This is a genomic window from Streptomyces hilarionis (genome assembly GCF_024539675.1).
GTDB classification, from domain to species: Bacteria; Actinomycetota; Actinomycetes; order Streptomycetales; family Streptomycetaceae; genus Streptomyces; species Streptomyces hilarionis.
Genome location: NZ_JAHHIT010000001.1, coordinates 1 through 23533, shown reverse-complemented (window position 1 = coordinate 23533; position 23533 = coordinate 1). Strand labels below are relative to the sequence as shown.

2 protein-coding genes are annotated in these 23533 nt (G+C 75.0%); both read right to left on the bottom strand.

Features of this window, described 5'->3' with window-relative positions:
* Positions 1-23 precede the first annotated feature (23 nt).
* Complete coding sequence (fabD, locus tag KMS84_RS00015) at positions 24-3278, bottom strand: ACP S-malonyltransferase (RefSeq protein WP_256913887.1); 3255 nt, start codon at positions 3276-3278, stop codon at positions 24-26.
* Complete coding sequence (locus KMS84_RS40870) at positions 3275-23521, bottom strand: non-ribosomal peptide synthetase/type I polyketide synthase (RefSeq protein ID WP_308287941.1); 20247 nt, start codon at positions 23519-23521, stop codon at positions 3275-3277. The genes fabD and KMS84_RS40870 overlap by 4 nt, the downstream gene beginning before the upstream one ends.
* Positions 23522-23533: the final 12 nt, after the last annotated feature.

The window sequence follows — 23533 nt, the reverse complement described above, 5'->3', positions numbered from 1 at the left end:
CGGTGTCCTCCTTCGTGCGTGGGTCAGTCGTCGTGGTTCCTTCGGAAGCCCTGGAGCGCCTGGCTGCGGGCGGTGACGTGGGCTGCCGCACCCGCCATCAGGACCTCGCCGACGGCCTCGACGGTGCGCGCCCGCCAGGGTTCCAGCTCGGTGCCGGCGACCGCCTGGTTGAAAGCGCCCATCGCCGGACCGCAGTGGACCAGGTAGTCCACGGTGTGGTCCGGGTCGCCCGCCAGCGCCAGACGCAAGCCGCGGTCGAAGTAGCGGCGCAGCGGCTGCGCCGCCTCCGACCGTGCCCCGGTGTCCGGAGCCGGAGTCGTCCGCGGACCAGTCGGGGGCTGGTACTCGCCGCCCAGGTAGCGCTCCAGGATCCGGGTCCTGGTCGCCTCGTCCAGGTCGGCCGGCGTGGTGTTGCGGCGCCACAGCTCGTGCAGCGCGGACGCCCGCGCCGGGAAGAACAGGCCGCGCTTCAAGTAGCGGGACCGCAGACCGAGTTCAAACTGGTACGGCGACGGCGCGGTGTCCACGTCGTATTCGTTCGCCCGTTGCAGGAGGTCCTTGACGCGGTCGCTGGTGGCCGCCTCGACCGAGCACTGGTTCACCGACCCGGTCAGCACGAAGTCCGCGCCCAGCAGGAACGCCGCGGCCACCGCCTCCGGTGTGCCGATGCCGCCGGCGCAGCCCACGTGCACCCGGGGCCCCGACGACGCGCCGGCGTCCCGCAGCCGCAGCACCGCCGGAAGCAGCGTCAGCGGGTCCGCGCCCGTGCACAGCCAACCGCCGTCCGCCGCCACGCACAGGTCGTCGGCCATCGGGCGGGAGGCCGCCGCCTCGGCCTCGGCCTCGGTGACCGCGCCCGCCGCGAGCAGCCGTGCCACCAGGGGCGCGGGCGGCGGGGCGAGGAACGCCGCGGCAACGTCGGTCCGCTGCACCTTCGCCAGGATCCGCCCGCCTTTGAGCCGGAAGCGCACGAGCTGCTCGGTCACCCGCGGGAAGCCCGACACCTCAGCCAGCGTCACCCCGTGACGCAGCAGCAGGTCGATCAGAGCGGCCTCCCGCTCCGGCGCGTCGGGGTGGTGCAGGACGTTGACTCCGTGGGCGCCGCCCAGGCCGAGTTCGTGCAGCCGCCGCTCCACCTCGGCAAGGGTGAGCCCACCGGTCCCCAGGAAGGCGAGCAGGCCGGCCTTGGCCGCGGCGCGGACCAGCTCGGGGCCCGAGACGCCTGCGTACATCGACCCCAGCACGTAGGCGCGCCGCAGACCGTAGCGCTCGCGGAAGGTCCGGGCGCCCAGGCTCCCGGCGGTGACGGCGGAGTCGGCACCTCCCCAGGAGACGGCTGCGGTCGGGGAGACGGCCGCAGCGGCCTCGGTCGCGGGTGTGGGCTGCGGGAGCGCTGCGACCTGCGGTGGCGGGGCGGTGGCCGCCCTGATGCGGGCGACGAGCTTGGTGAGCACCTGGCCGGGGCCCAGCTCCACGAACTCGAAGTCGCCCTCGCGCATCAGGGCGCGCACGGTGTCGGTCCAGCGCACCGGGGAGGCGATCTGCGCCGTCAGCCGCTCCTTGAGGGTCGCCGCCGTGTACGGCAGGGCGTCCACGGCGGCCAGCACCGGGAGGGCCGGGGGGCGCAGCGCGAAGCCGTCCAGGAAGCGCCCGAACTCCTCGCCCACCGGGCGCATGTAGCGAGAGTGCAGCGGCGCGCTGACGGTCAGGCGTACCGTGCGGGCGCCGATCGCCTCGAACGCCGCGCAGGCGGCGTCGAGCTCTGGCCCCGGGCCGGAGACGACGAACTGGTCCGGCGCGTTGTGGTTGGCGAGGTCCAGCGGCTCGAACGCGGGGTCGGCCAGGGTGCGGGCCACGTCCTGCTCGCTGACGCCGACCACCGCCGCCATCGAGCCGCCGGAGGCCGCGGCCATCAGCTCACCGCGCCGGTGCACCAGCCGCAGCCCGGTCTCGAAGTCGAAGACCCCGGCCGCGAACAGCGCGGCGTACTCGCCCAGGCTGTGTCCGACGAGGTGGTCCGGGGCCACCGGGTCCTGCGCCACGCGGTCCAGGTAGGCCAGGGCGCTCACCACGTAGAGCGCGGGCTGCGTGAACTCGGTTCGGCCCAGGCGGCGTTCCGGATCGTGCAGGCACAGCTCCTCGATCGAGTAGCCGAGCACCTCGTCCGCGACCGCCGTCTGTTCCGGGAACCGAGCGAACAGTTCCCGGCCCATGCCGCGACGCTGCGAGCCCTGCCCGGGGAAGCCGTAGACCTTCGGACGACCGGTGCCGTGCCCGCCGCCTCCCGGTCGCGGTGCCGCGGCCTCCGTCCGGCGCGGTGTCGTACGGGCGGCGCGTTCGCGGGCCTTCTCGAACAGGACGGTGTCCTGCTCGAACGGGCTGAGAAGCGGCAGCGACTGTGCCGGCCCTGCCTCGGGCAGCAGTGTCCGGGCGAAGTTGTGCAGGGTGCCCGAGGGGCCGAGGTCGAGGTAGAGGAAGTCGTCGCGTTCGCGCAGCCAGGCCATCGCCCGCTCGAACTCGATCGGGCGCCGGGCCACCTGCGCGAAGTGGTTCGCGTCGGCCCGTTCCACCGGCTCGCCGGTCATGCAGGACACCCACGGAATCCGGGGCGCCGCGAACGACACGCCCTCGAAGTCGGCACGGCACGCCTGCAACGCCGGGTCCATCAACCGGGAGTGGAAGGCGTACTCGACCGGCAGCGGCAGGTGCAGGACCCCGGCTTCGCGCAACGCGGCCTCCGCGCGGTCCAGTTCGGCCTGCGGGGCGGTGACCACGAAGCACTCCGGAGAGTTGCGCGCGGCGATCTCGCAGGCCCGCAGCTCGGGCACCCGCTGCACCACCTCGGCCCCGGCGAGCACGGCGATCATCCCGCCGGGCTCGCTCGCGCGCAGTGCACCGGCCTGGCGCACCAGCAGCCGCAGGCAGTCGACCGGGTCCAGCGCGCCGGCGACGACGGCCGCGGCGTACTCTCCCAGGCTGTAGCCGAGGACGTGGTCCGGCTCGATGCCCTCGGCGCGCAGGGCGGCGGCCAGCGCGAGCTCGATCATGACGATGCCCGGGTGGGAGACCGCGGTGTCGACGAGTGGGTGGTTCCTCGGCTTCCCCTCGTCGAAGATCCGTGCCAGCACCGACAGCCCGGATGCCTCGGTGACCACCGCGTCGTAGCGGCGCAGCTCGGTGCGGAACACCTCGTTGGCGTCGTAGAGCTCCCGGCCCATCCCGTAGTACTGGGAGCCCTGACCGGAGAACAGGAAGACGGTGGGCCGGGTGCCGCTCATCGGTAGCCGTCCCAGAACAGGCCGCCGGTGGCGGAGTCGGATGCAGGGTTCCCTCGGATGACGATCCTCCGGTTCAGCGTGGGTTCGGGCAGGGGGTCGCGGGTGGGGCGGGTGGCGTCGGGAGCCGGGGCGAGCAGGACGTGAACGTTGGTCCCGCCGTCGGCGAAGCAGTTGAGCGCCGCCAGCGGCGCGCGGTGCGGCCACGCCACGACCTCCCGCGGGAAGTGCAGCGGCGAGGACTCCAGATCGAAGTGCTGGAGCGGTTCCTGGCCGGAGGCGAACGGCACCTGCTCCCCGTGCTTCAGCATCAGGACGACCTTGATGAACCCGGCGATGCCCTCCGCGCCCAGCGGGTGGCCGATGTTGGGCTTGACCGAGCCGAGCGCCACCGGGTGCCCGGGGTCGGTGCCGTAGACCGCCTGGAGGGCCTTGAGTTCGAGCAGGTCGGTGACGGTGGAACCGGAGCCGTTGGCCTCCACCCAGCCGACCTCCTGGGGGGTGTGGCCGCTGCGGGCCAACGCCTCGGCCATGACCTCCTTCTGCGCCAGGAAATTCGGGGTGGCCGGGCCGGCGGTGCGTCCGTCGTTGTTGACCGCGATGCCGCGAAGCACCGCGAGCACCTGATCCCCGTCGGCCTGCGCCTGCGCCAGCGGCTTGAGCACGACCACGCCGACCCCTTCGCCGAGGACGAGCCCGGCGGCCCGGCGGTCGAACAGGTGGAACTCGGCGCCGGGGTTGAGGATTCCCCGCTGGGCGAAGATCCGGTGCGCCCGGCCGTCGGCCAGCAGGTTCACCCCCGCCACCACCGCCGCCTCGACGGCACCCGCCCGCAGGGCGTACACGGCCGTCTCCATCGCCACCAGCGCGGAGGAGCAGGCGGTGTCCACCACGACGCTCGGCCCGCGGAAGTCGAAGAACTGGGAGATGTTGGCCGACAGGTAGTTCTGGCCGGTCGCCATCACCGGGTTCTGCGCCCGCTCGACCAGCGTCTCGTCCGGTATGCCGGTGCTCCGGCCGCCGACGTACACGCCGATCCGTCGTCCCTTGAGCTCGGCGGGCCGGTAGCCCGCGTGGTGCACGGCGCGGTTGACCTCCTCGAGCAGCAGCAGAGCCTGCGGGTCCAGGGCGGCGACGTCCGCCTCGGAGAGCAGGAACGCATCCGGGTCGAAGCGCAGTTCCTCGGGCAGCAGTCCGGCGTGGAAGCCGTCCAGGTCGGCGAAGCGCCGCTCCGGGACGGGTCGCAGCGCCCTGCCGCCCTGTCGCAGCAGCTGCCAGTACTCGTCCGGGGAGTCCGAGTCCGGGAAGCGGCACGACAGGCCGACCACCGCGATGTCCTCGCCCGCCCGCCCGTACGGTGCGGCGGCCGGAGCGGCGGCCGGAGCGGTGTCCGGAGCGGCGTCCGGGGCGGTGGCACGAGCGGTGACGTCGACCGTGGCCACCCGGGCGGCCGGGGTCTCGGGCGCCGGGGTGCCGAAGGCGGCGGCGAGCTCCGCCGGATGCTCGGCGGCGAGGTAGTCCGCGAACTCCAGGGCCGTCGGGTGTTGCAGCAGCGAGGACGGGTCCAGCGACACGTCCAGCCGCTTGCCGAGGGTTTGCAGCAGCTGGGCCACCAGGATCGAGTCGATGCCGAAGTCCTGAACCGGTACGTCGTCGGCCAGCACGCCCCGGTCGAACCGCAGCTCCTCCGCGAGCCGGTCCAGCAGCCACGAGGCCACCGCCTCGCGCGCGCCCTGACGGTCGCCGGACGGCGCCGCAGCCCGGTCCGGGGCGCTCGTCGGCGCTCGGCGGGCAGCCTCCGGCACGGCGGATCCCGTTGCCGGCTCAGCGGCAGGCGGGGGGCCGCCGTCCGTCAGCCGCCGGGGACTCCAGTCGGTGTCCGGCCGCACCGCGGCGGCCAGCAGCACCCGCTCGTCGGCGACGAGCGCGCGGTCGAGCAGGGCGAGCCCCTGCCGGTCCGTCAGTGCGACGAGCCCAGTGGCCCGGTAGGCCTCGCTGCGTACCTCTCCCATGCCGGTGTCGCGCCAGCTCGGCCACTGCACGCTGACCAGCGGCAGCCCGTACCGGCGCTCCTCGGCCACCGCGTCCAGGTAGGCGTTGGCCAGGGCGTAGTCGCTCTGCCCGACCGCCAGCCGGGGCACCGCGGCGGTGACCGACGAGTACAGGACGAAGAAGGCCAGCGGCTCGTCCCGGAAGGCGCGCGTCAACGCGTCGAGGCCGAAGACCTTCGGTCCGATCACCCGCGCCGTACCCTCCACCGGCTTGCGGACGAAGGCCGGGTTCTCGGAGTCCACGAAACCGGCGGCGTGCACCACCCCGCCCACCGGGCCCAGTCGCAGCCTGACCTCGGTCAGGGCCTTGGCCAGCGCCCCCTCGTCCTCGAGGTCGACGGCGAGCACCTCCAATTCCACGCCCTGGGCGGCGAGTTCGGCCAGCGGACGCAGCTTGCGGCCCAGCCGGGTGTCCGCGGCGACGTGCGCGGCCCACTCGGCCTGTGGTGGCAGCTCCTCCCGGCCGGTGAGGACCAGCTTGCGCACCCCGTGACGGGCGACGAAGTGGCGGGCCGTCAGCAGGCCGAGGCCGCGCGTGCCGCCGGTCACCCAGAGCAGGTGTCCGTCCGCGAAGCGCAGCGGGCGCGACGCGCCGTCCGGCACCTCACGCAGCCGCACCCGGTGCCGGACGCCGTCCCGGTAGGCCACCTCGGCCTCCGGCCCGGCACCGGCGAGTTCGTCGAGCGTCCAGGCGACCGCCTGCCGGTCCGGGCACGCGGCCATGCTGACGTGGCGCGAGCGCACGTGGCGGTACTCGCTCTGCAGCATCCGGTACAGACCCGCCCGCTCCCCACCGCCGCCGAAACCGGTCGGGGTCTCCCGGCGGACCAGCAGCGCGCGCAGGTCCCGCGGCCCCTGGTCGACCAGCCGCTGAAGCCAGCGCCACCAGGTGTAGAAGGCAGTCCGGTCCACCGGGACTCCCTGCTCGGCGCACCCCGCCAGGTCCACTACGGCGTCGAAGCGGTCCCAGCGGGTGCCGGCCAGCGCCAGGTCGGCGTCGAGCGCGGCAGTGGTGAGCACCTCGGCGCCCGGCAGCGCGGCGGTCAGTGCGGCGGCCAGGGCCTCGGTGCCGGGGACGGCCAGGACGGCCGTGCGGCCGGGCAGGGCCAGACGCTCAGCGGCCGCGGCGGGGACCCACTGCCGGGTGAGCAGCCGCTCCTCGGCCCCGGGGGTGACGGACACGGGTGCGGCGGAGACGGCCGGAGGGGAAGCGACCCCGGCAGGAGCCGCATCGAGCGCGGCCAGTTCGGCGTCCGCGGCCGCGAGCCAGACCCGCCCGCCGCCGAAGGGGTAGCCCGGCAGCGACACCCGGCCGGGCCTCTGCCCGTCGTGCAGCACGGACCAGTCCACCCGCCGGCCCGTGGTCCAGGCTTCGGCGAACGCGGCCGGATCAGCCGTCAGGGCGACGCCCTCCGCCGGCCGGCGGGGATCGACCACGCCCGTCCAGCTCCTGGCCGGCGCCCGGCCGGCGGCGAACCCGTCCAGACGGTCCGCCAGTTGGCCCAGGTCACTGAACTCCACCGCGAGCCGGTGGGCCATCGCCTCGCGTCCCGACTGCAGGGTCCAGGCGACCTCTCGCGGAGCCGCCCCGGCGAGCTCGGCGCGCAGCCGAGCGGCCAGCCGCCGGGCCTGTTCCGTCAGTCGGTCCGCGTCCCGGGCGGAGAGCACGGCCAGCTGCGGACCGGCTGCGGCGGCGGACGGAGCCCCGGCTCCCAGGTACTCCTGGAGAATGACGTGCGCGTTGGTGCCCCCGGCGCCGAACGCACTGACCCCCGCGGTCCGGGGCCGCTCGGCGCCGTCCGCGTCGACCCTGCGCGGCCACGGCTCCGGCTCGCGCTGGACCACGAACGGCGTTCCCGCGAAGTCGATGTTGGGATTGAGCTCCTGCGCGTGCAGCGAGGGGGCCAGTTCGCCGTGCCGCATCTGGAGCAGCACCTTGGTGACCGACGCGATGCCGGCCGCCGACTCGGCGTGTCCGATGTTCGACTTCACCGAACCGATCGGCAGTCGCTGGGGCAGGTCGTCCCCGAAAGCCCGCAGCAGCCCGGTGATCTCCACCGGGTCGCCCAGTTCGGTGCCCGTGCCGTGCGCCTCGACGTAGTCCAGGTCGCTCGGGCGCAGGCCGGCCCGGTCGAGCGCCGCGCGCACCAGGTCGCCCTGCACCCGGGGGTTGGGCACGGTGAACCCGCGGCCCGCACCGCCGTGGTTGACGGCCGAGGACTTGACCACCGCGAGGATCCGGTCGCCGTCCGCGACGGCCGCGTCCAGCCGCTTCAGCAGGACCGCGCCCGAGCCCTCCGCCGGGACATAGCCGGTGCCGCCGGCACCGAAGCTGCGGCACCGGCCGTCCTCGGCGAGGAAGCCGCGCCACGCCAGCTGGAGGTACTTGGCCGGGTGGCTGGTGATGTTGACACCGCCGGCGACGGCGACCTCGCAGTCGCCGGCCCTGATGGCCTGGCACGCCTGGTGGATGGTGACCAGCGCGGAGGAGCACATGGTGTCCACGGCGACGCTGGGTCCGGTGAAGTCGTAGAAGTACGAGACCCGGTTGGCCACCGAAGCGTAGGACGAGTGCGGGGGCAGACCCTCGCCCCGCAGCGCCTCCTGGACGCCGTACAGCTGGTACTGGCCGTACATCATGCCGACGAAGACGCCGGTGCGGGAGCCGCGCAGCCCCTCGCGGGTGTAGCCCGCGTCCTCCAGCAGATGCCAGACCGTCTCCAGGAACACGCGTTCCTGCGGGTCGGTGTGCTCCGCCTCGATCTGCGACATCCGGAAGAACAGCGGGTCGAAGCGGTCGGCCCCGCGCACGAAGCCGCCCCACTTGCCGTAGGTCTTGCCGATCAGTGACTTCCGCTCGTCGTGGAACCGCTCGTGGCGCCAGCGGTCGGCGGGGATCTCCTCCACGCTGTCCCGCCCGGCGCGCAGGTTGCGCCAGAACTCTTCGACGTCGTCGGCCTGCGGGTAGCGCCCCGCGACGCCGATGATCGCGATGTCGCCGTCACCGGTCGGGAGAGCCGGCGCGGCGGACGGGGCGGACGGGGCGCCGTCCGGCCCGGGGAGCCGGGCCTCTTCGTCCCCGGCTCCCCGGGCCTCGGGTGCGGTGAACGCCTCCGGGTGCTCGGCGGCCAGGTGGTCCGCCAGCTCACGGACCGTCACGTACTCGAACAGCAGGGTCTTCGACAGCGGTCCGACGACATCCTCCAGCCGCCGGGTCACGCTCAGGGTGATCAGCGAGTCCACGCCGTAGTGGTCGAAGGGGTCGGTGACGACGATCTCCGCCTCGGGGAGCTTCAGCTCCTCGGCCATGATCCGCAGCACCAGCCGCTCCGCCCGCGCCCGCTTGCCCACCGCATCGGCCGCGACCGCCGGAGCCGACGCAGCGGCCACGGCGGCCGGGGCCTCGGGCGCCGGGCGCGGGCCGCTGCCCAGGGCGGCCAGGATCCGGGCAGGGTCCCCGGCGGCGAGCAGCAGTCTCGGCCGGTCGTCCGCCAGGGCCCGCTCCAGCCCCTCCAGCGCCGCCCGGCTGCTCAGCGGGCGCAGGCCCGCCAACCGGGCCGCGTACTCCTGCGTGGCGGCGTCGACGCGCATGCCGCCGTCAGCCCACACCGGCCAGGCCGCCGCCAGGGTGCGGCCGTGCCGCTGCCCGGCGCGGCGCAGCGCTTCGCGCTGCTCGGCGAAGTGGTCGAGGAAGGCGTTGGCGAATGCGTAGTCGCTCTGGCCGGCGTTGCCGAGCGCGGCGGCGGCGGAGGAGAAGGCCACGAAGTAGTCGAGCGGGTCGTGGCGGGTCTCCTCGTCCAGCAGCACCGTGCCGTGCACCTTCGCGGCCAGCACCGCCTCCGCGTCGGCGCGCTGCTTGGCGTGCAACAGGCCGTCGCGCAGCACTCCGGCCGCGTGCAGCACGCCGCCGACCGTGCCATGCGCGCGCCGGGCGTCGGCGAGCAGGGCCCGCACGTCGGCCGGCTCGGCCACGTCGGCCCGGACCACCCGGGCGCCGATGGCCTCGATTCGGGCCAGCGCCTGCGGCGTGGGGGCGGTGCGGGCGGCCAGCACGATCCCGCCCGTGGTGACGCCCGCCGCGCGCCGTACGCCGGCGATGTGCTCGGCCACCAGCAGGCCCAGCGCGCCGGTGCCCCCGGTGATCACGTGCGCCCCGCCCCCCAGGAAGGTGCTGCCCGCGCCGGCAGCCGGCAGGCCGACACGCCGCCAGGTGCGGCGGCTGCGGCCCGCCGTGCTCACCCTGGTCTCCGACTCGCCGGTCTCGGCGAGTTCGGCCACCACCGCCTCGGACAGCGAACCGTCCGCCACCGCCAGCACGCCGATGTCGACCGCCGGGTGTTCCTGGCGCACTGAGCGGGCCAGCGCGGCCATGGCCGGGTGGGCCGGCGAGTGCGCCGGGTCGCGGTGCACGTACAGGTAGCGCAGCGCACCGCGCCGTTCCCGCTGCCAGGCTTGCAGGAACGCCACGGCCGCGTGGAAGCCGCTCTCCAGCGCCCGGTCGGGGGCGCCGTCCGGGTCGGCCAGGTGGACGACGTGCACCCGCCCGGGGCCGGCGGCGCGGATCTCCGCCGCCGGGTCGAACCCGGCCCCCGTGGCGACGACCCGGGCGCTCAGGCCCGCCGCGGTGAGGGCGGCGGCCACGGCCGGGCCCTCCCGGCCGGCGTCCAGGACCAGGACGGCGCCGGCCGGCTGGTGTCCGGCCGCCGGGGCGGCCTGCCAGACCGGTTCGAACGCCACCACCTCGTCCGCCCCGGCGGCCGGGCCCACCGCGCGCAGGGTGAAGGACTCGATCGCCGCGACCACGACGCCGGAAGGGTCGAGCAGCATGACGTCGAAGCAGAGCGTCCCGGCCGTCTGCGGGCGGGCGCTGGGGGTGGCGTAGGCGTACGGCTGCTGCGGCAGCTCGCCGTACAGCCGCACCGAGCCCAGGGAGTACGGCAGGTAGCCCGGCGACGGCGTGGAATCCCGTGCGCCGGGGACCAGTTGGCCCGCGGCCTGGAGCGCCGCGTCGAGCAGCGAGGGGTGGAACACGTACGCGTCCCGGTCGGCGAGCCGCGGTTCGGGCAGCCGCAGCAGCGCGAGTGCCTCCCGCTGCCCCACGGCGATCTCCTCGACGGCCCGGAAGCTCGGACCGTAGTCGAAGCCCAGCCGGGAGAACGCTTGGTAGCAGCTCTCGCCGCTGTTCACGGTGGCGCAGCGAGCGCGCACGGCCGCCAGGTCGATCGGTGCGGGCCGGGGTCCGGGTTCGCCGAACAGCAGGGTGCCCCGGGCATGGGCGGCCCCCTCCTCACCGGCCGTGACGGCCTCGAAGGAGGTGCCGGTGAGCCGGACGAGCAGCCGGCGCGAGGTTCCCGCGGGCAGCCGGACCGGCGTGGCCCACACCAGGCCGTCGACACCGCGCACCGGCCCGCCCTCGGCGAGGTCCCCGGCCAGCCGGGCCATCTCCAGGTATGCCACCCCGGCCAGCAGCATCTCCCCGCCGACCACGTGGTCGCGGAGGAAGAACTCCTCGCCGGTGAGTGTCTTGGCGTACACCCGCTCGGCGCCCGTGGACAGGTCGGCGTCCAGCAGGGTCGGATGCAGCGGGGCCGGGGCCTGCCGCGGCGCCGTGCCGGTGGGGAACCAGTGCCGGGTTCCGCCGAAGCGGTAGGCGGGCAGGTGTACCCGGCGCCGTCGCGCGCCCCGGTGCAGCGCCGTCCAGTCCACTTCGGCGCCGGCCACCCAGGCGTCGGCGAGCCGGTCCGGGCCACCGGTCGCGGCGGCCGTGCCCGGGGCCGTGCGCTCCGCCCGACCGGTGCGCACCCGCGAGGGCCGTCCGTCGAGGTGGGCGGTCAGCTCGGCCCGCAGGGCGGCGGCCCCGTCCGCCACCACGGCCAGGCGGTACGCCATCGGCTCGCGGCCCAGCTGGAGGGTGTACGCGAGGTCGCCGGCCGGGACCGGGTGGTCCGCCAGGTGGTCGGCGAGCCGCTCGGCGGCGCCGCGCAGCGCCTCGGGGGTGCGGGCGGACAGCACGAACAACTGCTCGCCGCTGTCCTCGTCACCGGCGTCGGACACGTGCGACTCCTCCAACACGACGTGCGCGTTCGCCCCGCCGAAGCCGAAGGAGCTGACCCCGGCTCGACGCGGCAGCTCGCCTCCTCCGGCGTCGCGGAGACGCGGCCAGGGCCGGGCGGTGTCGGCCAGCTCGAACGGGCCGCCCTCCAGCTCCAGATACGGGTTCGGTTCCTCGATGTGCAGGCCGGCCGGGATGACGCCGTGGCGCACCGCGAGCACGGCCTTGAAAAGCCCGGCGATGCCCGCCGCGGCCTCCAGGTGGCCGATGTTGCTCTTCACCGAGCCGATCGCGCAGGCGGGCCCGGGCTGCGCCCCGCGTTCGGCGCGCAGTCGGCGGAAGGCGGTGCTCAGGCCGGCGGTCTCGATCGGGTCGCCCAGGGCGGTGCCGGTGCCGTGGGCCTCGATGTAGCCGACGGTCTCGGTGGGGACACCGGCCGCCCGGTAGGCGTCGACCAGCAGGTCCGCCTGGGCGTCCGGGCTCGGTGCCGTCAGCGAGGACGTCCGGCCGCCGTGCCCGGCGGCCGACGCCTTGATCACCGCGTGCACGGCGTCGCCGTCCTGCCGTGCCCGCCCGCCCGGCTTGAGCAGCACCACGCCGACGCCCTCGCCGCGGACGTAGCCGTCGGCCCGGCTGTCGAAGGTCCTGCACCGGCCCTCGGGGCTGAGCATCCGGCTCTCGCCGAGCACCTCGTACACGCTCGGCGTCAGGATCAGGTTGACCCCGCCGGCGACGGCCAGGTCACAGCTGCCGTCGCGCAGCGCGGCGCAGGCCTGGTGCACAGCGGTGAGCGAGCCCGAGCAGGCGGTGTCCACCGCGACGCTCGGGCCGCGCAGGTCCAGGAGGTAGGAGACCCGGTTGGGGATCATCGTCAGCGCCGCACCCGTCGCCGTGTGTCCCTGGGGCGGGCAGCCTTCGGCCCGCTGCGCCTCCAGATAGTCGGAGTTGGCGACCCCGATGAACACCCCGACGCGCTTCCCGGCGAGGTCGGAGGGCCGGTAGCCGGCGTCCTCGACGGCCGACCAGACCACCTCCAGCAGCAGCCGCTGCTGGGGGTCCATCAGTTCGGCCTCGCGGGGCGAGATTCCGAAGAAGGCGGCATCGAAGCGGTCCACGTCGGTCAGGAAGCCGCCCTGGAGCGGGCCGGGGCCCTGCCGGTCCCGCAGCCCGCGGCGGTCCGCGGGCGCCTCGCCGACGAGGTCGTGCCCGGCGAGCAGGTGGGCCCAGAACTCCGCGAGGTCGGCCGAGCCGGGCAGTCGCCCGGCCATCCCGATGATCGCGACGTCCTCGCCGCGCGGCGGGCCGGCCGGCGCCTCCACCGCCGAGAGCAGCGGCGCGGCCGTGGCCTCCCGTAGGTCGGCGCCGAAGTGTGCGGACAATTCGGCTGCGTGGTTGTCCCACAGGTACGCGGTGAGCGCGGACAGGGTGCTCCGGCTGTAGAACACCGTCGGGTAGACCTCGATGCCGTAGGTGGAGCGCAGGTCCACGCTGAGCGCGGTGAAGCTCACCGAGTTCATGCCCGCCTCGCCGAACGGGACGTGCGGGCCGAGCTCGTCGGGGGCGATCCCCGCCAGGCGTCCGATCAGGCCGGCCAGTTCGGCGGCGAGTGCCTCGGTACGGTCCGTGGGCCGCGCCGGGGCCTCGCACCCGTGCCCGCCCGCCGCGCCGAAGCGCGCGCGCAGTTCGGCGAGCGGCAGCGCGGCCAGCGTGGAGCGGTCCACCTTCCCGTTCAGGGTGTGCGGGAAGCCCGTCACCCGGACCAGCACGTCCGGGACCATGTGGGCCGGGAGCCAGTGCGCGAGCTGCTCCCGAGCGGGTTCGGCGGCCCCGTCGGCCGACACGTAGCAGGCCAGCAGGGACCGGTCGCCGCCGTCGCGGCCGCGCGCCACCACGACGGCCTCGCGCACGCCGTCCAGTCGCCGCAGGGCCGCCTCGATCTCCTCGGGCTCGATCCGGAAGCCCCGTACCTTCAGCTGCTCGTCGATCCGTCCCAGGTACTCGAACCGCCCGTCGGCGAGTCTGCGGGCCAGGTCGCCGGTGCGGTACAGGCGCGCGGCGGCGCCCGCGAACGGATCGGGCAGGAAGCGCTCGGCGGTGAGCTCCGGGCGGTTCAGGTAGCCGTCGGCCACTCCGTGCCCGCCGATGTACAGCTCGCCGGCCACCCCGGTGGGCAGCGGACGGCGCGCGCCGTCCAGGATGTGCATCGTGGTGTTGGCGATCGGGGTTCCGAGGGTCACCGGCTCGCCCGGCGCGAGCCGGCTCGCCGCCGACCAGATCGTGGTCTCGGTCGGGCCGTACAGGTTCCAGACCGCGCGGTTGCCGGCGAGCAGCGCCTGCGCGAGGTCCTCGGGGAGCGCCTCGCCGCCGCACAGCACGGTGAGGTCGGCGTTGCCCCGCCAGCCCGCGGCCAGCAGCATCCGCCAGGTGGCGGGCGTCGCCTGCATCGCCGTGACGCGGCCGGATTCGAGCAGCTCGCGCAGCCGCAGGCCGTCCCGGGCGGTATCGCTCGGCGCGATCTCCACGGTGCCGCCGCTGATCAGCGGCAGGTACAGCTCCAGCCCAGAGATGTCGAAGCAGACGGTGGTGACGGCCAGCAGAGTGTCCTGCGGTCCGAACCCGGGCTCGCGGGCCATCGACCAGAGCAGGTTCACCAGCGCCCGGTGCGGGATCCGCACGCCCTTGGGCAGGCCCGTCGAGCCGGAGGTGTAGATCACGTAGGCGACGTCCGAGGGTCCCGCCGGCCCGGGGGAGGGGGCGGCGGGCGCGGCAGCGTCGTCGTCCAGCAGGAGGCGAGGCACCGCCGCGTAGCCGCTGGGGATGCCGGAGCGGGTGAGTATCAGATGCAGCCCGGCGTCCTGCGCCATGTGAGCGAGGCGCTGTTGCGGGTAGGCGGGGTCGAAGGGCACGTAGATGCCACCTGCGGCCTGCACGGCCAGCAGCGCCACCGGCAGCTCGACATCGCGCGGCAGCAGAACGCCCACCGTACGGCCGCGGCCCACGCCGGCGGCGGTCAGCCGGGCCGCCAGGTCCGTCACCCGCGACCACAGCTGCCGGTACGTCAGTTCGGTCCCGGCGCAGCGCACCGCCACCGCGTCCGGGCGCGCCTCGGCCTGTCCGCGAACCAGCTCCCAGACCAGTGTGTCGGCCGGGTAGTCGACGCGCGAGGCGGTCGCGGCCCGCTCCTCCTCGGCCCGCTCCTGCTCGGTCCGCAGCTCCAGTTCGCCGACCGGCGTCCCCGGGTCGCCGACCGCGCAGGCCAGCAGTGCGGCGAAATGCCGCCCCAGCCGCTCCACCGTCCCGGCGTCGAACAGCTCCGGGTTGTACTTGAGCGTGTACCGGCAGCCGTCGGGCACGTCGACCAGGTCCAGGGTGAGGTCGAACTCGCCCTCCTGGTGCACACCTTCGACCCTGTCCCGGATCGTTCCGGCCCCGGTCAGGTCGCGGGCCCAGTTGTGGAAGTAGTAGGCCACGTTGAACGGCGCCGCCGACGCGGCCGGGTCCGAGCGGCGCAGTTCCTCGGCGAGCGTGAGCAGCGGGTAGCCGCCGTGCTCCAGCGCGCCCAGCACCGTCCGGTGCAACCGGTGTGCCAGGGTGCGGAAGGCTTCCTGGGCGTCGACCCGCTCGGCCAGCACGACCATGTTCATGAAGTAGCCGAGCACGTCGTCGTAACCGCTCGGCGGGCGGCCCGCCGTCGGGGAGCCGACGGCGATCTCGTCCTGGCCGCTGTAGCGGTGCAGGAGGGCGAAGAAGGCGGCCAGCATGACGCTGGAGAGCGAGGTGCGCTCCGCGGCGGCCAGCGACCGGGCCCGCTCCGCCACCTCGGCCGGGATCCGCCCGCTCACGCTCTCACCGCGGAAGGCGGGCAACGCCGGGCGCGGGCGGTCCAGCGGCAACGCGACCGTGGTCCGCCGACCGCGCAGCCGATCGACCCAGTACGCGCGCAGCCGTTCCCCCTCCGGCCCGGCGAGTTGGTCGCGCTGCCAGGCCGTGAAGTCGCCGAAGGTCCGGGCGGGCCGCCCGGTCGGCAGCGGCCGGCCCTCGGCGACGGCGCGCAGCCCGCGCTCCACCTCCTGGAGCAGCAGCGGGATCGACAGGCCGTCGAGCACCAGGTGGTGCACCGTCAACAACAGGGCTTGACGGCCGTCGCCGAGGGTGTAGGCGCAGGCGCGCAGCAGCGGGCCCCGGGCGAGGTCGAACGGCCGCCTCGCCTCGGCGTGGATCCGCTCCCGCAGGGCGTCGTCGGCCACCGCCGTCAGGAAGACCTGCTGGAAGGGCAGTTCGGGTTCGGCGGCGATCCGGATGTACGGTTCGCTGCCGTCCGTGAGCATCGTGGCCCGCAGCTCCTCGTGCCGGTCCAGGACGTCCTGGAGGACCAGGCGCAGGGCGGGCACGTCGACGCCGGGGGCGAGCCAGAAGGCGAGCGGGAGGTTGTAGGCGTAGTTGCCCGGGGCGATCTGCTCGATCACCCACAACGCGTGCTGGCCCGGCGAGGCCGGGTGGGTGCTCAGCGTGGTGTCGGTCCGGGGGCGCAGCACCCGGTCCACGGACGCGGAGACGGGCGGTGCGGCCGGCGTGGCGGGGAGGGGCGTGGGCTCGGCGGGGGTGGGCTCGGCATCGGGCGTCTGCGCGGTGGGCAGCCAGCCCTCCACCAGGTGCGCGGCCAGGTCGCGCAGCGTGGGCTTCTCGAAGAACTCCTCCAGCGGCACCGAGACGCCGAACGCCTCCTCCACAGCGGTCACGATCTTCATCCCGCTGAGCGAGTCGAAGCCGTAGTCGGCCAGTCGGCGGTCGGGGTCGATGCGCTCGTCCAGCTTCAGGACCAGCTCCAGCAGCTCCCGCAGCCGCTCGGTGGCCGCTCCGGCCGCCTCGGGTCGTGCCGGGGCCACGGCCGCTACGGCAGCGGTGGCGGTGGCGGCGGGCACCGCCGTACGCCGGTCGTTCGTCGGGCCGTCGCTCCGCGCGACGAGGACGTGCTGGCCCAGTTCCGTCGTCCCGCCGAGGATCCGGGTCGGGGCGAAGCCCTCCTCGGCCAACAGTTGGCGCCAGGCCTCGGGGGCGACCAACGGGGAGCCGGGTATGCGCAGCTCAGCGTCCTGAAAGGCCCACCAGCCCTCCATCACCCCGCCGGTGACGGTCAGGTAGGGCCGGATCTCGGTGAGCTCGTTGAGGAGCAGCAGGCCGCCGGGCCTGAGCAGCGCCCTGGCCTTGCGCAGAGTGGCCCGCAGGTTCCTGGTGGCATGCACCACGTTGGTGCCCACCACGATGTCGGCCGTGCCGTCGGCGAACCCCTGCTCGGGCAGGCCGCGTTCCAGGTTGAGCAGGTCGAAGCGGACGAACGGGTAGCGGGCGGCGAACCGCTCGCGGCCGTGTTCGAGGAAGCGCGGCGAGACGTCCGTGAAGGTGTAGCCGACCCGGCCCGGGCGCCCGGCCAGCACGGGCAGCACCCGCTCGCTGGTGGCGCCGGTCCCGGCGCCGAGCTCCACCACGTGGAGCGTCTCCCCGTCGGCGAGCTCCGGCAGACGGGCGACCAGCGCCTCGCGGACCTCGTCCGCGAGCAGCAGGTTGAAGAAGTCGGTGAGCGCGTTGCCCTTGTAGAGGCTCTCCACCAGCTGCATCGAGGCGCCGGGGAACATCACCTCCGTCCCCACCAGCTCGCCGCGCAGGAGCTGCGGGTAGACCCGTAGGAACTCCCGGTTGAGGGTGATGGTGGGTGCGATGTCCGGACAGGTGTCGGCCAGCCGGTCGAGCTCGGCCTCCCAGCGGTCCGTGCCGCCGGCCGCGTCCGTCCGGTCGGCCGCCTCGGTGGTGACGAGCTCGTCGCCCTCCCGGACCAGGAAGCCCGCCTGGACCAGCAACTCGAGCAGCGCCTCGTGCAGTCGCCGGAACTTGTCCCTGATCCGGAGCCTCGTCCGCAGCTCCTCACTGCGGTACCGCTCACCGGCGCTCAGGAAGACGCCCATCCGCCGGTAGGCGCCGAACACCCCGGACCGGGAGGCCTCGTCCAGCTCCGCGAAGCCGGCCAGCACGGCGGCCACGTCGGAGCCGGGGCCGGACGGGGTCTGCGGACCGGTGGCTTCGACCGCGCCGGTGACGGTGGCGGCGCGCAAAGGCTCGGACCGGTCCGGCAGGGCCGGGATCCAGTGGCGCTTTCGGGCGAACGGGTAGCCGGGCAGCTCGATGCGGCGAGCGGTGGAGGGGGTGATCCGCGACCAGTCGACCTCCGCGCCCGTCACCCAGCGCCCGGCCACCGCCGTCAGGTCGCGGCCGGCCAGCGCCGTCTCCAGGGTCCGGGCCTCGGCGGCCGGCAGCGGCGCCGGGGTACGGGTCACCGTGCCGGTGGCGATCCGGTCGACGGCCTCGCCGGTCGCGTACGCGGCCAGCAGCCGGGCCGCCTCGGCGACCGAGCTCACGGGCAGCGCGAGGCGGAACTCGTGTGCGCTGCGGCCCGATTGCAGCGTGTGGGCGATGTCGGCGAGCCGCAGGTGGCGGCGAGGTGCCTCCCGCTCCTCGTCCTCGGTATCGGCCCGGCGCCCGAGGCCGGCCACCGCCTCGGCGACCGCGCCGATGGTCTCCGCCCTGAGCGCCGCTGTGGACAGCCTCGTGCCCAACTCCTGCGACAGCAGGGCGAAGTAGCGGGCGCGCTCGGCCAGGCCGAAACCACAGTCGATCAGGTCGGTGGTGAGGTCGAGTGCGTCCGGCGCCACCCCCGCCAACTCGGCGGCCAGCCGCAGGCACCGGCTGCGGGCGTCGGTCAGCGGGTCCGAGAGGGCCGCGTCTGCGCTCGCCGCACCGGCGCCAGTACCCGCGGCCGCCGCAGCCGGTGCGTCCTGGCGCAGGTGGGCCGCCAGGTCACCGGCGTAGGCACGCAGTCGGTCCTCGGTCCTCGCGGACAGCACCAGGAGCTGCTGCGCCCCGTCCTCGGTCTGCTCCGGCTCGTCGCCCATCGGGTATTCCTCCATGATCACACAGGCGTTGGCGCCGCCCGCCCCGAACGAACTCACCAGGGCCCGCAGCGGAAGGCCGCCGGGCGCCTCCGGATGCTCAAGGCGGGTCCAGGGCCGTACGGCCTGCGGCACCTCGAACGGCGTCGTGGTGAAGTCGATCTCCGGGTTGGTGCGCGCCGAGTTCAGCGACGGCACCAGCGTGCGGTGGCGGATCTGGAGCAGCACCTTGGTGAGGCCGGCGATCCCGGCGGCCGACTCCAGGTGGCCGATGTTCGGCTTCACCGAGCCGACCGCCACCGTGGGCCGCTGGGCTCGCTGCGCCGGGTCGATCCGTCCACCGAACGCGTCGACCAGGCCGGCGATCTCGATCGGGTCGCCGAGCGCGGTGCCGGTGCCGTGCGCCTCCACATAGCCGATGGTGTCCGGCGCCACCCCGGCGCGCTCCAGCGCGGTGCGGACCAGGGCACTCTGCGCCGCGGGGTTGGGCACGGTGTAACCACCGCTGTTACCACCGGAGTTGACGGCCGTGGCTCGGATGACGGCGAGCACCCGGTCACCGTCGGCGAGCGCCTTCGCCAGCGGCTTGAGCAGCACCGCGCCGACGCCCTCGCCGTCCACGAAGCCGTCCGCGTCCGCCCCGAAGGCCCTGAGCCGGTCGCCGTGCGAGAGCATCCCCGCCCGGGCCAGCCCCGCCAGGTGCTCCGGGTGCAGGATCAGGTTGACCCCGCCCGCGATCGCGGCGGCGCACTCGCCGTCACGGATGCTCTGGCAGGCCAGGTGGACGGCCGTCAGCGAGGCCGAGCAGGCGGTGTCCACCGCCAGGCTGGGCCCGGTGAAGTCGAAGGAGTACGAGACCCGGTTGGCGGCCGACCAGTGGCGGGAGTGCGCCTCGGTGCTCACGCCGATCGCGTTCGCCTCGCCGGCCAGCCACTCGTAGTCGCTGTTCATCACCCCGACGAACACCCCGACCGGGCCTTGGGCGGCGAGTCGGGCCGGCGGGTAGCCGGCGTCCTCCAGGGTGGCCGCCGCCGTCTCCAGGAAAAGCCGCTCCTGCGGGTCCATCGCCTCCGCCTCGAGCGGGGAGATGTGGAAGAACAGCGCGTCGAAGGCGTCCACGTCGTTCAGGAAGCCGCCCCACTTGCTGTGGGCGCCGCGCTTGCCCTCCGGGTCGTAGTGCGCGTCCGCGTCCCAGCGTTCGGCGGGCACCTCCCGGATGCAGTGCCGCCCCGCGGCCAGGTTCTCCCACAGCTCGCCGACCGTCCTGGCCAGCGGGTAGCGGCCGGCCACGCCGACGATCGCGATCCGGTCGTCGGCCGGCTCCTGTGCGGCGGCCGCCGGCGCGGCCCCGTCCGCCGTCTCCTGCACCGTCCCGCGAGCGCCGGCGGACAGCCTGCCGGTCAGGTAGGCGGCCAGCGCCTTCGGGGTGCGGTGCTCGAAGACCATCGTCGCGGGCAGCCGCAGGCCGGTACGGGAACTGAGCCGGTTACGCAGCTCCAGCGCGGCCAGCGAGGTGAAGCCGAGCCGGAGGAACTCCACACCCGGGTCGACCTCGGCCGACGTGCCGTACCCCAGCACCGACGCGCTCTCGCGCAGCACCAGCTCGACGACGACCTGCTCGCGCTCGGACTCGGGCACGGCGCCGAGACCGGCGGGCAGGCCGGCGGACGCGGGACCGGCCTGCGGCGCCTCCGGCCTGCTGCGCCGGGCCGGGGCCGTCTCGCGGAACAGCTGCGGCGGCGTGCCGCCGGTACGGAGCGGGAGCAGGTGGGCCCGGCCGGCGCCGAGGGCCGCGTCGAACAGCCGCAGGGCGTCCCCGGTCTCCAGCGGCAGCACCCCGGAATGGGTGAGGCGGGCCAAGTCGGCTCCGTCGAGCCGGTCGGTCAGGGCGCTGCGCTCGGCCCACAGGCCCCAGCCCAGCGACAGGGCGGGCAGGCCCGCACCCCGGCGCAGCCGCGCCAGCCCGTCGAGGAACGCGTTGGCCGCAGCGTAGTTGCCCTGCCCGGCGGTGCCGAGCGTGGCGGCGACCGAGGAGAACAGCACGAAGGCCCCGAGGTCGAGGTCGCGGGTCAGCTCGTGCAGGTGCCAGGCGCCGTCGGCCTTGGCCGCCAGCACCGACCGCAGGCGCTGCGGCGTCAGCGAGCCGACCACGCCGTCGTCCAGCGTCCCGGCCGCGTGGACGACCGCCCGCAGCGGCCGTTCCGCGGGGATCTTCGCCAACAGGTCGACGAGCCCCGCGCGGTCGCCGACGTCACAGGCCGCCGAGGTCGCGCGCGCACCGGCCGCGGTCAGTTCGGCGGCGAGCTCGGGGGCACCGCGGCGGCTGACCAGCAGGAGGTCGCGCACGCCGTGCGCCTCGACCAGATGACGCGCCACCAGGCTGCCGAGGGTGCCCGACGCGCCGGTGACGAGCACCGTGCCGTCGGTGGGGAAGGCGGGGCCACCCGTGTCCTTCGACCGCCTCAACCGGGGCACCCGGACCTCGCCGTCGCGGACCAGGAACTGCGGCGCGTCGCCGACCGGCAGCGAGGGCAGCAGCTCCGGCACGCCCTGTGGGTCGTCGGTGTCGACGAGCACGATGCGGCCCGGGTGCTCGGTCTGCGCCGAACGCACCAGCCCCCACACCGCGGCCTCGGCAGGGTCCGCCTCGGCGTCCGCCGTCTCGGCTTCGGACCCCACGGCCCGTTGGGTCACGACCACCAGGCGCCTGTCCCCGGTGTCCTCGTCGGCGAGCCAGGCCTGCAAGTCCGCGAGCACCGCGGAGGCCGCCGCCAGGGCCCGGGCCGACGGCACACCGTCCACGGCCTGGCGGGGCAACAGGGTCGCGCCCGCGTCCTCGGCCCGGGGAGTGCCCGGCCGCACCGGGAGCCAGTCCACCTCGTGGAGGGCGCCGTCGCCCTGGCCGGCGAGGAGCGCCGCGTCGAACGGACGCAGCGTCAGGGAGTCCGCCGACAGCACGCCGCGGCCGGTGTCGTCCGTGATCCGCACGGCCACCGATCCGTCGTCCAGCCGGGTGAGCCGGGCCCGTGCGCTCGACAGCTCATCGGCCGCGTCGACGTCCAGCCACCGCACGCCGCGCCAGCAGAACGGCAGGCCCGGCTCGGTCTTCAGGTCCAGGGCGTGCAGGGCGGCGTCCAGCAGCGCGGGGCGGACCGCCTCCGGCAGTGCGATCTCGGCGAACAGCTCGCCGTCACGGCGCCACAGGGCCCGCAGGCCCCGGAAGCCGGGCCCGTACTCCAGGCCCTGCCCGGCCAGGTCCGGGTACCAGGAGGCCAGGTCCACCGGCTCGGAGGCCGGCGGCGGCCACGCCCCGGAGTCGATCGCCGTGCCCGGCTCATCGGCCGCGACGATGGTTCCGGTGGCGTGCAGCTGCCAGTCGGCCTGCGGTGCGGCGCGGGCGTACAGCCGCAGCGCCCGGCCGCCGCCCTCCGCCGGATCCACCACCAGCTGGATCTCGACCCCGCCCTGCTCCGGCACCACGACGGGGGTCTGGAGGACGAGTTCGTCCACGGCGTGGCCGCTCTCCAGCGCCATCTCCAGCAGGGCGGTGCCCGGCACCACCATCCGGCCGAGCACCCGGTGGTCGGCCAGCCAGGGATGGGTGCGCCGGGACAGCCGGCCGGTGAGCACCGTCCGATCGCCGTCGGCCAGTTCGAGCGGGGCGCCGACCAGGGGCTCGGGCGCGCGCAGCCAGTAGGGCTTCGACTGGAAGGCGTAGGTGGGGAGCTCGACGATCCGCGCGTCCATGCCGTCGAACGCCCGTGTCCAGTCCACCGCGACGCCCTGGGTGTGCAGCGCGGCCGCGGAGAGGGTGAAGCGCCGAGGCGCGTCCTCGTCGCGGCGGAGCGTGTCCGCCACCACGGCGTCGCCGGCGGCGGCGTCAAGCGTGTCCTGCATCGCCATGGTGAGCAGCGGGTGCGGGCTGACCTCCAGGAACACCCCGCACCCGTCCTCGGCCAAGGCACGGACCGTCTCCTCGAACCTCACCGGCTGCCGCAGGTTGCGGTACCAGTAGGCGGTGTCCAGCTCCGGGCCGTCGAGGCGGCCCGCGGTCACGGTCGAGTGGAAGGCCACCTCGGCGGCCCGCGGCCGCACCCCGGCGAGGGACTCCAGGAGCTCCTCACGCAGCTCCTCCACCTGGGCGGTGTGGGAGGCGTAGTCCACCGGCACCCGGCGGGCCCGCACGCCGTCCGCCTCGCAGGCGGCGAGCAGTTCGTCCAGTGCGTCCGGTTCACCGGCGACGACCACGGCGGAGGGACCGCTGACCGCTGCCACCGAGATCCGCTCGCCGAACGGCGCGATCCACTCCCGCACCCGCGCCTCGGGGGCGACGATCGACAGCATCCCTCCCCGCCCCGCCAGCGCGGTCAGGGCCCGGCTGCGCAGCACGGACAGCAGCGCGCCGTCTTCCAGGGTGAGTGCGCCGGCCACGCAGGCGGCGGCGATCTCGCCTTGTGAGTGTCCCACCACGGCCGCGGGCTCGATGCCGTAGGAACGCCAGAGGGCCGCCAGTGACACCATGACCGCCCACAGCGCCGGCTGCACCACGTCGACCCGCTCCAGTGCGGCGGGATCGCTGAGCACCTCGCGCAGCGACCAGTCGACCAGAGCGTCCAGCAAGCGTTCGCACTCGGCCATCCGCTCGGCGAACACCGGCGCGCAGTCCAGCAGTCCCACGGCCATGCCGGCCCACTGGGCGCCCTGCCCCGGGAACACGAACACCACCCGGCCATCGCCCCGCCTGTCGGCCGCCGCCACGACCGACGAGTCCTCCCGGCCGGCCGCCAACGCCGCCAGCCCCTCCAACAGGCCGTCACGATCCTCGGCGACCACCACACCCCGGTGCTCCAGCACCGCCCGCGAACACACCGACGACACACCCACGTCCCGCACACGCATCGACGGGTCGGACTCCACCCACAGCCGCAACCGCTCGGCCTGCGCACGCAGCGCCACCGCGCTCGCCCCCGACACCAGCACCGGCACCGGCACCGGCACCAAGCCGGGGGAGCCCGCGACGGCCGCCTCCGCCCCCACCGGCGGCTCCACCGGCGGCTCCGCCTCCACCGGCGACTGCGGCTCCGCCGGGGCCTGTTCGAGGATTACATGCGCGTTGGTCCCGCTGATCCCGAACGCCGACACCCCCGCCCGGCGTGCCCGCCCCACCTGCGGCCACACCCGCTGCTCACGCAGCAACTCCACCCCACCCGAGGA